The following is a 12,024-nucleotide window of genomic DNA, read 5'->3' as shown; positions in this document are numbered from 1 at the left end:
GAGGTGATCGCCGTCTTCGAGGACGGGGCTTGGTTGGCCATCACTGTGATCGTGAAGTTCTTCTGAGGGGTCGGGCCGCGATGCAATTCACCTATGATGCGACACACAACATTGCCTATCTGCGCTTCGCCGAGGCTGCTGGAGATGTCGAGACGGTACGCGTCAGCGAAGATGTGCTGATCGATCTCAACCCCGATGGCTCGGTCTGCGGCATCGAGTTGCTGGATGCCGGCAAGCAGCTTGCCGGCGTAGGTGGGGCCTCTCTTCTGGTCGAAGCCGGCGGCCGCACTGTCACTCTGCCGCTGGTCGCAGCGGAATAACGCTACAGGCTCGTCGACGCGTCATCCCGGACAAGCTGCGTAGCAGCGCAGATCCGGGATCCATCGAAAGGCGCCGGAGCTCTATGATGGATCCCGGCGCTTCGGCCGGGATGACCCGTGGTGGCTCCGGCGCCGGTGCCGGATCAAAGCGCCGAGAAAAGCTTCACCAGCCCAGCGCGCAGCCGTCCTTGCGGTGGTCGGAGCCGGCCGACAGCACGCCCGTGACGGGATCGATCGCGATCGCCTGGCCGCCGCCGATCGCCGCTCCCGGCGCCGTGAAGACGAAGCCGCGGCGCTCCAGCTCGGCGCGCGCGGCCGTAGGCACCGTCTTTTCCGCCTCGATCGCGGTCTGCCCCGGGCGCGGGAAGACGCGCGGCAGCGAGATCGCGCTCTGCAGGTTGAGCCCGTAATCCAGTAGCTTGCTGACCAGATGGGCGTGGCCCATCGCCTGGTAGTGGCCGCCCATCACGCCGAAGGACAGGCAGACCTTGCCGTCGCGCAGCATCATGCCGGGGATGATCGTGTGCAGCGGGCGCTTGCGCGGCGCGATCGCATTGGGGTGGCCGGACTTCAGCACAAAACCCTGGCCGCGGTTCTGCAGCAGCACGCCGCTCTTGGGCGCGACCAGCGCGGCGCCGAAGGGGTGGAACACCGAGTTGATGAAGCTCACCGCCATGCCGTCGCCGTCGACGACGCTGATATAGACCGTGTCGGCATGCTCCACCTCGGTGGGCGCGAAGCTCGGCAGCTCCTTGATCGCCTGCTTCAGGTCGATCTGGCTGCGCAGCTGCGCCGCCAGCTCTTCCGAGAGCAGCCAGTCCAGCGGCACGTCGCTCTGGCTCGGGTCGGCCAGCACGGCGTCGCGCACCGAATAGGCGAGCCTGGCCGCCTCGATCTCGATATGCAGCCGGTCGGCCGACAGCGGGTCCTCGCCCGGCTCGAAGCCGGAGAGGATGTTGAGGATCATCAGCGCGATCACACCCTGGCCGGCGGGCGGGCACTCGAACACGTCATGGCCGCGGAAGCGCGTGTGGATCGGCGTGACATAGCCGCCCTTGGCCTCGCGGAAATCCTCAAGGGCATGCAGGCCGCCGAGCTCGCGCAGCCGGTCGACCATGTCCTGCGCGATCGCGCCCTCGTAGAAGGCGCTCGGCCCTGTCTCGGCGATGGCCTGCAGCGTCGCGGCCAGTTCGCGCTGATGGTGGATCTCGCCGGCGCGCGGCGCGCGGCCCTCGGGCAGGAAGACGCGGGCCGTCGGCTCGTCCTTCGCCATCAGCGCGGCCTGCCCGGCCCAATCGGCGGCGGCACGCGGCGCGACCACATAGCCGTCCCGCGCCAGATCGATCGCGGGCTTTAAGAGCTGAGCCAGCGGCAGGCGGCCATGGTCCTTGACCAGCGTCGCCCAGGCCTCGACCGAGCCCGGGATCGTCACGGCATGGGGGGACTGGCGCGGGATCTCGCTGAAGCCCTGCTCCAGATACCAGTCGAGCGTCGCCGCCGCCGGCGCGCGGCCCGAGCCGTCATAGGCGAGGACTTTGTCGCTACCGCTCTTGGCCATCAGCACGAAGCAGTCGCCGCCGATGCCGGTCGAGCCCGGCTCGACCACGCATTGAACCGCGCAGGCCGCCACGGCGGCATCGATCGCATTGCCGCCGGCCTGCAGGATGTTGATCGCGGTCAGCGTCGCGGTCGGGTGGGAGGTCGCGGCCATGCCGCGCCGGCCCATCACCACGGAACGGCCGGGGAGTTCGTAATCACGCTGGTTCGGGTTGCTCACGTCGTCGTCTCCCAGGGCGGCCGGCTTTGTCAGGCTCTCCAGACCGCACTCGCTTAGCCGGCCGGATTTGGCAAGCGCCGCTGGCGCGCTGCGGCCCTGCAATGGGTTCCACACGGGCCGGAGCGCTGATAGGACCTGAGGATCGCGAAGAGATTCCGGCGTCGAGGAATCCGAAGCTGGGGAGATCGCCACCGTGCCGCTACCGACCACGCTCGCCGGGCGCCTGCGCCTGCCCGCCATCGCTTCGCCGATGTTCCTCGTCTCGGGCCCGGATCTCGTCGTCGAAACCTGCAAGGCCGGCATCCTCGGCACCTTCCCGGCGCTGAACCAGCGCACCAGCGAGGGCTACGCCGCCTGGTTGTCGGAGATCGAGGCGCGCCTTTCGGATGTGCCCGAGGCCGCGCCCTTCGGCGTCAACCTGATCGTCCACCGCTCCAACCCGCGGCTGGAAGCGGATCTGGCGATCACCGCCAGGCACAAGGTGCCGCTGGTCATCACCTCGCTCGGCGCGGTGCCCGATCTGGTCAAGGCCGTGCATGGCTATGGCGGGCTGGTCTTCCATGACGTCATCAGCCTGCGCCATGCCCAGAAGGCGGCCGAGGCCGGCGTCGACGGCATCATCGCGGTGGCGGCCGGCGCCGGCGGCCATGCCGGCACGATGAGCCCCTTCGCGCTGGTCTCCGAAATCCGCCGCTTCTTCGCGGGCACGATCGTGCTGGCGGGCGCGATTTCCAACGGCGCCCAGATCGCAGCCGCACAGATGATGGGCGCTGATCTCGCCTATCTCGGCACCCGCTTCATCGCCACGACCGAGAGCATGGCGGATCCCGAATACAAGGCGATGCTGCTGCGCAGCCAGGCCTCCGATATCCTCTACACCCCGGCGATCAGCGGCGTGAACGCCAACTTCATGCGCGAGAGCATCCAGGCGGCGGGGCTCGACCCCGACAACCTCACCGGTCACGGCAAGCTCGATCTCGGCAACGAGGCCAAGGTCTGGAAGACGATCTGGTCGGCGGGTCAGGGCGTCGGCGCGATCGAGGACGTGCCGACCACGGCAGAGCTGGGCGCGCGGCTGCTCGCCGAATACCGCCAGGCGCGGGCCTCGCTCGCGGGCTGAGCGAGCCAGTCGGCCGGCCCGTCATTGCGAGCGAAGCGAAGCAATCCAGGGGACGTCGAGCGAGCCGTTCTGGATTGCTTTGCTACGCTCGCAATGACGACTTCACATGCAAAGACTTGATCATCCCGGGCAAGCCCGGGATGACGGTCGTGGGTCCGAGCCCGCTGTAGGCCCGATCAGCCCTTCAGCTTGGCGTTGCACTGGCTCCAGTAGCCGCCGCCCTTCTCGATCCACTTCAGCTCGCCATTGGCGTTGGCGGTCTTGTTGGCGTTGTACTGGTCGGCGCAGGTCTTGAGGCGCGCCTTGCCGGCGGTGAGGTCGTTGTACTTGGTCGCCACCGCCTTCGGGAACACTGCGGGTTTGGCTTTGGCCGTGCTGGCGGGCTTGGCCGGCGTGGTCGCCGGGGCGCTCGCGGGGGTCACGGCCGGCTTGGCGGGCTCGCTCACGGCCGCGGCGGCCTCGGCCTCGTCGGCGTCGTCATCGGCGCATTGGGCCTTGCGGAAATCGTTCCACTTCTGGCCCTTCAGCGTGTTGGCCGTCTTCGCCGCCTGGTACTTCGCGCTGCATTCCTTCATCGTCAGGGCCGCCGCCGGGGTTACCGGCAGGGCGGTCAGCGCCAGTAGGGCCGCGCCGGCAAGGATGGTAGTCCTCAACATGGTCGTCTCCATCGCAGGGGCGCGTCTGCCCCTGCGGCATGGCACTCCCATTCCGGCCGGCTGGCAAGCGGGATTTTTGACGACCAGCCGGAATCCCGACGGACGCGGCCGGAGGATCAGCCCAGCGAGCGGAGGTCGAAGGCCGGGTCGCCCGCCTGCTCCGGTGTCGGCGAGAGGCCCGCTGCGATCAGGCGCCGGCCCATCATATGGTCGGCCGGCCGGTTGATGCTCTCGATCGCGGCGAGGCGGGGCCCGTCATAGCGAAACAGCGAGAAGCGCCCCTCGGCCGGCGAGCCGCGCAGCACGGCGGGTCCACCCGGAACGCCGATCCCGACCATCTGCAGCTTGACGTCGTACTGATCCGACCAGAACCAGGGCACGGCGGCATGAGGCTCCGCCCTGCCGGCGATTGTCGCGCCGACGATGCGCCCCTGATCATTGGCGTTCTGCACGGAGCTGAGGCGCAGGCGCCGCCTCGCATGGACATTCGGGTGGCTGGTGCAATCGCCCGCCGCGAAGATCAGCGGGTCGGAGGTGCGCCCGCATTCGTCGACCGCGATCCCGTCCTCCATCGCGAGGCCCGCGGCCGCTGCGAACTCGACATTGGGCACGGCCCCGACCGCCGCCAGCACGAGGTCGCAGGGCAGGCGGGACCCGTCGGCGCAGAGGACTGCCGTGACCCTGCCACCCTCGCCCTCGATCCGCTCGACGCGGGTGTCGAGGCGAAGAGTGACGCCATGGCGCTCATGCACGCCCTGCAGATAGGCGGAGATCTCCGGCGCGACCGCGTGGCCGATCAGCCGCGGTCCGGCCTCGACCACCGTGACGGGCTTGCCGAGCGTTACCGCGGCGGACGCGACCTCGAGCCCGATGAAGCCACCGCCGATGATCACGATCGCCTGCGCTGCCGCGAGCCGGGCGCTGAGCGCCTGCGCGTCGTCGAGCGAACGCAGGGCGAGAACGCCGTCGCGCTCCGCACCCTCGCAGCGCAGCGTTGCCGCCCGCGCGCCGGTCGCGAGCGCCAGTTGCCCGTAGCTCAGCACCGAGCCGTCCGCGAACCGAACCTGCCGTGTCTGCCGGTCGAGCGCGACCGCATGCCGGCGCGGCAGGAAGGCGATGCCGGCCTCGGCGAAGAAGGAAGCGGCTTTCAGCGGCAGATGGGCCCCGGCCTTGCCCAGCAGGAAGCCCTTCGACAGGGGCGGGCGCTGATAGGGCAGTTCGGCCTCGTCGCCCGCGAGCGCGATGCTGCCGGCGAAGCCCGCCTCCCGCGCGGCCGCGGCGATGGCGAGCCCCGCATAGGAGGCGCCGATCACGAGGAGATCGAACGCGTCGGCGGGCGGCGGGGTCGGGGAAGGGGTGGTCGGCATCGGGCGGACGTCCAGGCTCTCGGCGCCCGAGGGGATATCCGGGGCGCACCACGCCCGAAGGCGCGCCCCGTATCTAGGCGAGACGGCCGCCGCCGCCTATCCGAAAAGCAAAGGCGGCGGCTGCAGCGGATGGGGCTTCAGAACGAGGTCGTGAGCCGCGTCAGCCACTCCGGCGAAGCGGCGACGAGGGCGGCTTCGAGGCTCTTGTCCCAGCCGGTGAGGATCAGGATGCCGACGGCGACCAGGAAACCGCCCAGCGCCGTCTTGAAGCCCTGGCCGGCCGACATCATGCGGTTGCGCAGGCTCATCAGCCGGGCCCGCGACAGCATGCCGAGCGCGATCAGTGGCAGGCCGGCGCCCACGCCGAAGGCGAGCATCGTCAGCGTCACTGCCCCGAGATTCTCCCCCTGCGCGGCAAGCACCGAAGCCGCCCCCAGCGTCGGCCCGACGCAGGGGCTCCAGACTGCGCCGAGCAGGAGCCCGACGCCGAACTGGCCGCGCAGGCCGTTCGGCGAGAAGCCGCCGAAGCGCTGCTCGGTCCAGTTGCTGAGCGGGCCGCCCGCCGCCGCGACCCGCGCATGCAGCACGGGCAGCATCAGCACGAGGCCGAGCAGGACGAGCATGACCGCCGCCGCCATCCGGAAGACGCCGGTATCGAGGCCGATCGCGAAGCCGATCGTCGCCACGAACAGCCCGATCGCGGTGAAGGACAGCGCCAGCCCCGCCGCCAGCGCGACCGGCCCGTGCCGATGCTCCGACACCGCCGTGCCGAGCACGATCGGCAGCAGCGGCAGGACGCAGGGCGACAGGATCGACAGGATCCCCGCAATGAGGGCGAAGCCGGCGCTGGCCATGATGAAGCCGCCTCAGATCGCGCGGGCGAGGAGGGCTTCGATCGACGTCTTGTTGGTGTCGCCGACCGAGCGCCCCATTTCCGCGCCGCCCTTGAAGACGATCAGCGTGCTCTGCTGCTGCGCCTTCAGCCCGCGCAGCGCCTCCTTCTGGCTGTCGAAGTCGACATTGAAGACGACGAGGTTCTTGAAGCGCGGCTGCTTGGCGAGCTCCGACAGGATCGGCGCCTGGGCCTTGCAGGTCGGGCACCAGGGCGCAGAGACGTCGATCAGCACCGGCTTGCCGGCCTTCATCGCGGCGTCGAAGGCGGCCTGCGAGAAAGCGGTCTTGTCGAGTGCGAGGGCCGTGAACCCGGACAGTGTGACGGCCGAGGAGGCGAGGGCAGCGAGAGCGTGGCGACGGTTGAGCATGGGAACCTCTGCGGATGACAGGACGGCGGGACTCTGAGGAGCCGACTTTCACCTCTTCGGCCCGCCGGATGTTTCCGTTACGTCTTCACATCGAGTTGATGACGAATCGCGGGTGAGGCCCGGCCCGAAGACAGTCCGAGACCATGGTCCGCGCAGGACTCCGCCTGAGCCCTGACCCGTGCCGCGAGGTGCCCGTCTCCAGTCCCGGCACTTAACCTGGCTGCGCTCTTGCCCGAGGCCGGTGGCATGGGGCAGGACCAGCATCGTGGCGGCCGCTGCCACCAAGGCGGCGACATCACCCCTGGTCTCAGTCATCATGTCGGCGCTCCCCGTCGAAACCTCGGTGGTCGCCGCTGGGGGGGCTAGCAGAGCGGTCGCAGCCGCGGGACGCTGCGTGGAGATGTGAGCGTAACGAAACGCAGCCTTGGCCCGAAACATGGTTATGGGCGGCGCGGGTCTTCAACGGTGCCCTACGCCATCCCGTCAGTCCCCTGCATTCGATGATCGGGCCACGATGATGCAGCGATTCGATCTGATCCTCGCGGCCGCCAATGCCGATTCCACCGGCAGGAGCATGGTGAAACACGCCGCTGGGGCTTGGCCGCCGGCCCATGCCCCGCACCGGTTGCGGCCGCTGGTCGCTTGCGTCCAGCGCTGGCGGCGGGGCTAGCCATGCTGGACCGTTTTCTCCTGCCCGTCGTCAAAAGCGTTCTGCAGCCGGTCGCCGCGGCGCTGGCGCGGCGCGGCGTCGGTGCGGACGGCCTGACGGTGGCGGGCTTCGCCATCGGCCTGGGTGCCGTGCCGGCACTGGCCCTGCAGTTCTACGGGGTCGCACTGATCGCGATCCTGGTCAGCCGCCTGTTCGATGCGCTGGATGGGGCGGTGGCGCGGTTGAACGGCCCGACCGAGCGCGGCGCCTTTTTCGACATCACTCTCGACTTCGCCTTCTATGGCTGCATCCCGCTGGGCTTCGCGCTCGCTGATCCGGCCCAAAACGCATTGCCGGCGGCGGTGCTGCTCGCGGCCTTCATCGGCACGGGATCGAGCTTCCTTGCCTTCGCCGCCATCGCCGCCAAGCGCGGCCTCACCAGCGACGTCTATCCGCAGAAGGGGATCTACTATCTCACGGGCCTGACCGAGGGTGCCGAGACGATCGCAGCCCTGGCCCTGATGTGCGTCTTCCCGGGGTCGTTTCCCCTCATCGCCTATGTCTTCGCCGCCGCCTGCCTCGCCACCACGCTGACGCGGCTGCGCCAGGGCTGGGTGGTCTTCGCGCCGCCGCCGCCCGGGACCGACGGGAAGCCCTTGCGGCCGACGCCGCCACGGGACGCGGGTTGATGGACTCTGCCGGCGCGCTCGCCCACACGCCGGCAGAAACGGTCAGTTCAGGAACTCCGGCGAGATCAGGCTCGGCAGGAACAGCGAGACGCTCGGCCACATGATGATCAGCGCGAGCACCAGGAACATCGGGATCAGCATGATCAGCGTGTCGCGGATCGCCGAGCGCATGCTGATGCCGGCCACCGAGCACGAGATCATCAGGCACAGCCCATAGGGCGGCGTCACCAGTCCGAAGGCGAGGCTGACGATGCCGATCATGGCGAAATGGACCGGGTCCATCATCACCGTCTTGGCCAGCGGCGCCAGGATCGGCCCGACGATGATGATGGCGGGAATCGCGTCGAGGAAACAGCCGACCAGCAGGAAGACGCCGGAAATGAAGAAACCGGTCTCGTAGAAGCTCATGCCCCAGGCCGAGACGCCGGTCAGGATCGCCTGCGGCATCTTGTAATAGGCCATCAGCCAGCCGAAGGCCGACGCGGTGCCGACGCAGAACAGCGTCACGCCGGCGAGCCTGCCGGTGTCGAGCAGGGCCGCATAGAGCCCCTTCAGATTCATCTCGCGATAGACGAAGAGCGACAGGAAGCCGGCATAGACGACCGCGATCGCCGCCGATTCCGTCGCGGTGAACCAGCCGAACACCTTTCCGCCGATGATGATGCCCGGCGTCAGCAGCGCCAGCGCGGCCCGCTCGAAGGCCGAGAATACCTGTCTGATGGAGGAGCGCGGATAGGTCGGGTAGCCGCGCCGGACCGCATAGGTGTGCACGGTCGCCATCTGCGCCACGCCGATCAGCAGGCCGGGGATGACGCCGGCGAGGAAGAGCGCGCCGATCGACGTCGTCAGGATCCCGCCCCAGACGATCATCAGGATCGAGGGCGGGATAATGACCGCCAGCACGGCGGAGACGGCGGTGATCGCGACCGAGAAGCTGTCGTCGTAGCCTTCCTTGCGCTGAGCGGCGATGAAGATCTTGGACTGGCTCGCGGCATCCGCCGTCGAGGAACCGGAGATGCCGGCGAAGAAGAAGGACAGCACCACGTTGATCTGGGCCAGCCCGCCGGGGAAATGTCCGACGAGCGCCCGCGATAGGTTCATCAGCCGGTCCGTCACCCCGCCGACATTCATCAGATTGGCCGTCAGCAGGAAGAACGGGACGGCGAGAAGGATGAAGGAGTTGAACGCGTTGAACGTCTCGCTCATCAGCGTCATCGTATCGAGCCGGGGCTCGATGAGCAGGATCGGGAGACAGGCCAGGCCGAGTGCGAAGGCGACGGGGATGCGCAGGAAGAGGCCGAGGAAGAAGCAGCCGAACAGGATCATGGCAGCCTCGCCCGACGAGAGAACGCTGCCGGTCATGGGCTGATGGTCTTTCCGAAGAGAACGCGAAGATCGTCTGCGAACTGCTCGCCGAGGAAGGCGATCCAGCTCACCCCGGCGATCGGCCAGGCGACATGGATGAGCCAGAGCGGCAGTTCGGCCAGCTCGGAGGTCCTGTTCCAGGCGAATTGGGTGAATTCGATGCCGCCGGTGACGAAGACGATGGCGATCGCGAGCACGCCGAGCTTGGCGACGATGCGCATGAAGGCATCCCCCCGGGCGCCGAGCGGGGGCAACAGGTCGACGTCGAAATGGGCCGAATGGCGGACGCCCAGCATCGCGCCGATCATCACCGTCCAGATGAACAGGAAGCGCGCCAGTTCCTCGGTCCAGATGTAGGACGGAATGAGGTTGGTGTAGCGCGAGACGATCTGCAGCATCACCGGCACCACCAGGATGGCGACGGAAAACACGACGATGGCCGACAGCAATTGTGCATAGGCCGCCGTAAAGCGCCGCCACAGGCCGGGCCTGCCAGACAGAGAGGCATCCATGAGAGGGTTCCGCATGCGAAGGCGAGGCCCTGGGCGCGCAGGCGCCCAGGGCTGGCGGGATCGGGCTGAGGGGCTCAGACGCCGGCGATGGCAGCCTGGATGCCGCTGGCGTCGATTTCCTTCGCATAGGCCTGCATGATCGGCTCGGCGAGCTTCTGCATGGTCGGCCGGTCCTCGAACGGGATGCGCTTCAGGCGGCCCGCCGCCTCGAGCCTGGCGAGGATCTCGGAATCGCCGCCCGACTCGACCTTGCGCTCATAGTCGGCCGCTTCCTTGCCGGCTTGGATCACGGCCGCCTGCAGGTCCTTGGGCAGGGTCGCCATGGTCTTCATCGAGAAGCAGATCGGCCTGACCGAGACGGCGTGCTGGGTCATCAGGATATTGGGCGCGACCTCGAAGAACTTCATCTGCTCGATGCCGGCCGCCTCGTTCTCGGCCGCCGAGATGACGTTGTTCTGGATGGCGTTGTAGACCTCGTTATAGGCGATCACGGTCGGCGACATGCCGATGGCCGCGAAGCTGCGCGACCAGATCGGCGCGCCCTGGACGCGGACCTTCAGCCCCTTGATCTCGGCGACGTTCTTCAGGGGCTTGTTGGCGAAGAGATTGCGCACGCCGCCGCCGCCATAGCCGATCAGGCGGACGCCGGCCTTCTTCTCGATCTCGTCGGCGATCGGGTTGAGCAGACCCTTGTTCACCACCGCTTCCATATGGGCGAAGTCGCGGAACACGAAGGGCGCGTCGATGAAGGGCGCGGCCTTGGCGAAGGTCGACATATGGGCGGGCGAGACGATCGCGTAGTCGACGTTCTTCCCCTGCGCCATATACTCGAAATACTGCTTTTCGAGCCCGAGCGAGGAATCCTTGTGCAGGGTGAAATTGACCGGCTTGTTGTAGAGCGCCTTCACGCGCTCCTCGAACTTGAGCAATCCCTGCGTGAACGGATGCGCGTCGTTGAACTGCACGGCGCCGACAAGGGTCGGCACGGCCTGCGCCCTGACGACCGCGGGGGCGGCGATGGTGGCGGCCACCGCACCGATGCCCTTGAGCAAGACTCTGCGTTCCATGAAATGATCCTCTCCCTGCACGCCCCTCTGATGGGAGCTGTCGACAGTTTGTCAGACAAGATCCGGTTTGGCCATCATGTTGAAAGGCCAATTGAAAAACATATGGAAGCGTCTGATATATAAGCGGAACCAGCTGGGCGCCGGTCCTGTCGGTCGGCGCAGTCGTCGTCACATTTCACCGTGATCGCACCGGAGCCGTCCGGCGATCCGCTCGTGATTCACGCGCCGTCGGGTTCCTGACCGTCATCGGCGGAAGGTGGCTCGCCAGTGGGTTGGTCGATGGGGCTGGTGGGCGATCGACGCTGGTGCGCCCGCCGGAAGCACGGTCGTCGGCGTCACCTCATGCACTACTGCATCTGCCTGAGCAGAAGATCTTGCAGCAGATTGTTTGGGAATTGGCGTGCGATCGTGACAGCATAGAAGCGCTCGACGATGCCGGGCAGCGCCGCCCCGATGGCGAGAAGGCCCTGGGAGAGTTCGTCCTGGATCACGATGGGCGGGAGTACGCCGAGGCCGACGCCCTCACGCACCAGAAGGCGCATCATCGCCATGTCGTCGACCTCGGCAGCGATCCGCAGCGTGACGCCGGTCCGGTCGACCAGCGCGTCGATGTCGTCCCGCAGGCCGCTGTGGAGCGGCGGCAGGATGACCGGATGGCGCGCGAGAAGGCTCTCGAAGCCTGCGGCGTCCGCCACCAGATCATGACGGCCGACGAGGCTGACCGGCTGCTCCGCCAGCTTGTGGGTGAGGAAGGCGCGTTCGGGGTCGGCGGCCGGAGGCTGGTTGGTCAGCACCGCATCGAGCTGATGGGCGCCCAGCGCCCGCAACAGTTCCAGCGTTGCGCCGGCTTTCAGCACGACTTCGACATCCAGCCGCCCGAGAATCGGGCGCAGGAAGGCGAGCTGGAAATTGCGTGACAGCGTCGCCTGCGCCCCGACGCGCAGCACATGCCGCGACAGGCCGCTTTCCCGCAGCGTGCCGAGCAGGTCGTCGCCCGTGGCGAAGATGATGTCGGCATGGTCGCGGGCGATGCGCCCGGCCTCGGTCAGCAGCAGGCCGCGCCCGGCGCGCTCGAACAGCCGGTGGCCGAGTTGCTCCTCGAGCCGCTTGATCTGCACGGACAGGGCCGACTGCGTCAGGTTCAGGCGCTGCGCCGCCCGGCCGAGATGGCCCTCCCGCGCGACCATCCAGAAATAGCGCAGGTGATTGTAGTTCAGCCCTGACATTGTTCGATTATAGC

The 12,024-nt window shown here is 68.0% G+C and carries 12 protein-coding genes; 3 read left to right on the top strand and 9 right to left on the bottom strand.

Going from position 1 to position 12,024, the window contains the following annotated elements; translation table 11 throughout:
- The first annotated feature begins 80 nt into the window (after positions 1–80).
- Entirely contained in the window at positions 81–320 is a 240-nt protein-coding gene (locus SJY11_RS01540) for a DUF2283 domain-containing protein (RefSeq protein ID WP_376984717.1), read from the top strand.
- A gap of 163 nt (positions 321–483) precedes the next feature.
- On the opposite strand, the gene ggt is transcribed toward SJY11_RS01540, so the two are convergent.
- Entirely contained in the window at positions 484–2,046 is a 1,563-nt protein-coding gene (gene ggt / locus SJY11_RS01535) for a gamma-glutamyltransferase (RefSeq protein WP_376989226.1), read from the bottom strand.
- 244 nt (positions 2,047–2,290) lie between these two features.
- On the opposite strand from ggt, the gene SJY11_RS01530 reads away from it, so the two are divergent.
- Positions 2,291–3,217 (top strand): NAD(P)H-dependent flavin oxidoreductase, encoded by a 927-nt coding sequence (locus tag SJY11_RS01530; RefSeq protein WP_376984715.1) that lies wholly within the window; start codon positions 2,291–2,293, stop codon positions 3,215–3,217.
- Positions 3,218–3,393: 176 nt separating this feature from the next.
- Here the strand turns inward: SJY11_RS01530 and SJY11_RS01525 are convergent, their stop codons facing one another.
- The 4 genes from SJY11_RS01525 to SJY11_RS01510 all read right to left on the bottom strand — a co-directional run bounded on the left by SJY11_RS01525 (position 3,394) and on the right by SJY11_RS01510 (position 6,502).
- Positions 3,394–3,873 (bottom strand): hypothetical protein, encoded by a 480-nt coding sequence (locus tag SJY11_RS01525; protein WP_376984714.1) that lies wholly within the window; start codon positions 3,871–3,873, stop codon positions 3,394–3,396.
- 116 nt (positions 3,874–3,989) lie between these two features.
- The gene (locus tag SJY11_RS01520; RefSeq protein WP_376984713.1) at positions 3,990–5,240 is read right to left on the bottom strand and encodes an NAD(P)/FAD-dependent oxidoreductase; all 1,251 of its coding nucleotides are present in this window, start codon (positions 5,238–5,240) and stop codon (positions 3,990–3,992) included.
- A 137-nt stretch (positions 5,241–5,377) separates the two neighbouring features.
- Positions 5,378–6,094: a cytochrome c biogenesis CcdA family protein gene (locus SJY11_RS01515; protein WP_376984712.1), complete on the bottom strand. Its 717-nt coding sequence runs from the start codon at positions 6,092–6,094 to the stop codon at positions 5,378–5,380.
- A 12-nt stretch (positions 6,095–6,106) separates the two neighbouring features.
- Entirely contained in the window at positions 6,107–6,502 is a 396-nt protein-coding gene (locus SJY11_RS01510; RefSeq protein ID WP_376984711.1) for a thioredoxin family protein, read from the bottom strand.
- Positions 6,503–7,174: 672 nt separating this feature from the next.
- Here SJY11_RS01510 and SJY11_RS01505 point away from each other — a divergent pair.
- Positions 7,175–7,840: a CDP-alcohol phosphatidyltransferase family protein gene (locus SJY11_RS01505; RefSeq protein WP_376984710.1), complete on the top strand. Its 666-nt coding sequence runs from the start codon at positions 7,175–7,177 to the stop codon at positions 7,838–7,840.
- A 42-nt stretch (positions 7,841–7,882) separates the two neighbouring features.
- On the opposite strand, the gene SJY11_RS01500 is transcribed toward SJY11_RS01505, so the two are convergent.
- The 4 genes from SJY11_RS01500 to SJY11_RS01485 all read right to left on the bottom strand — a co-directional run bounded on the left by SJY11_RS01500 (position 7,883) and on the right by SJY11_RS01485 (position 12,010).
- A complete protein-coding gene (locus tag SJY11_RS01500) occupies positions 7,883–9,202 on the bottom strand; it encodes a TRAP transporter large permease (protein WP_376984708.1) in 1,320 nt (439 codons plus the stop codon).
- Positions 9,199–9,717, bottom strand: coding sequence for a TRAP transporter small permease (locus SJY11_RS01495; RefSeq protein WP_376984707.1), 519 nt, complete (start codon positions 9,715–9,717; stop codon positions 9,199–9,201). Before SJY11_RS01495 ends, SJY11_RS01500 begins: the two co-directional genes overlap by 4 nt.
- A gap of 74 nt (positions 9,718–9,791) precedes the next feature.
- Positions 9,792–10,784: a TRAP transporter substrate-binding protein gene (locus tag SJY11_RS01490; protein ID WP_376984705.1), complete on the bottom strand. Its 993-nt coding sequence runs from the start codon at positions 10,782–10,784 to the stop codon at positions 9,792–9,794.
- A 347-nt stretch (positions 10,785–11,131) separates the two neighbouring features.
- Positions 11,132–12,010 (bottom strand): LysR family transcriptional regulator, encoded by an 879-nt coding sequence (locus SJY11_RS01485; RefSeq protein WP_326912283.1) that lies wholly within the window; start codon positions 12,008–12,010, stop codon positions 11,132–11,134.
- Positions 12,011–12,024 lie beyond the last annotated feature (14 nt).

Source organism: Allobosea sp. R86505 (assembly GCF_042466375.1).
In the GTDB taxonomy this organism is placed as follows: domain Bacteria; phylum Pseudomonadota; class Alphaproteobacteria; order Rhizobiales; family Beijerinckiaceae; genus Allobosea.
This window is presented reverse-complemented; position numbering and strand designations above follow the sequence as displayed.

Excerpts from the sequence above, each read along its gene's own strand:
- SJY11_RS01540 (WP_376984717.1), top strand. The coding sequence starts at position 81 with ATGCAATTCACCTATGATGCGACACACAACATTGCCTATCTGCGCTTC.
- ggt (WP_376989226.1), bottom strand. The coding sequence starts at position 2,046 with ATGGGCCGGCGCGGCATGGCCGCGACCTCCCACCCGACCGCGACGCTG.
- SJY11_RS01525 (WP_376984714.1), bottom strand. The coding sequence starts at position 3,873 with ATGTTGAGGACTACCATCCTTGCCGGCGCGGCCCTACTGGCGCTGACC.
- SJY11_RS01520 (WP_376984713.1), bottom strand. The coding sequence starts at position 5,240 with ATGCCGACCACCCCTTCCCCGACCCCGCCGCCCGCCGACGCGTTCGAT.
- SJY11_RS01515 (WP_376984712.1), bottom strand. The coding sequence starts at position 6,094 with ATGGCCAGCGCCGGCTTCGCCCTCATTGCGGGGATCCTGTCGATCCTG.
- SJY11_RS01510 (WP_376984711.1), bottom strand. The coding sequence starts at position 6,502 with ATGCTCAACCGTCGCCACGCTCTCGCTGCCCTCGCCTCCTCGGCCGTC.
- SJY11_RS01505 (WP_376984710.1), top strand. The coding sequence starts at position 7,175 with ATGCTGGACCGTTTTCTCCTGCCCGTCGTCAAAAGCGTTCTGCAGCCG.
- SJY11_RS01500 (WP_376984708.1), bottom strand. The coding sequence starts at position 9,202 with ATGACCGGCAGCGTTCTCTCGTCGGGCGAGGCTGCCATGATCCTGTTC.
- SJY11_RS01495 (WP_376984707.1), bottom strand. The coding sequence starts at position 9,717 with ATGGATGCCTCTCTGTCTGGCAGGCCCGGCCTGTGGCGGCGCTTTACG.
- SJY11_RS01490 (WP_376984705.1), bottom strand. The coding sequence starts at position 10,784 with ATGGAACGCAGAGTCTTGCTCAAGGGCATCGGTGCGGTGGCCGCCACC.
- SJY11_RS01485 (WP_326912283.1), bottom strand. The coding sequence starts at position 12,010 with ATGTCAGGGCTGAACTACAATCACCTGCGCTATTTCTGGATGGTCGCG.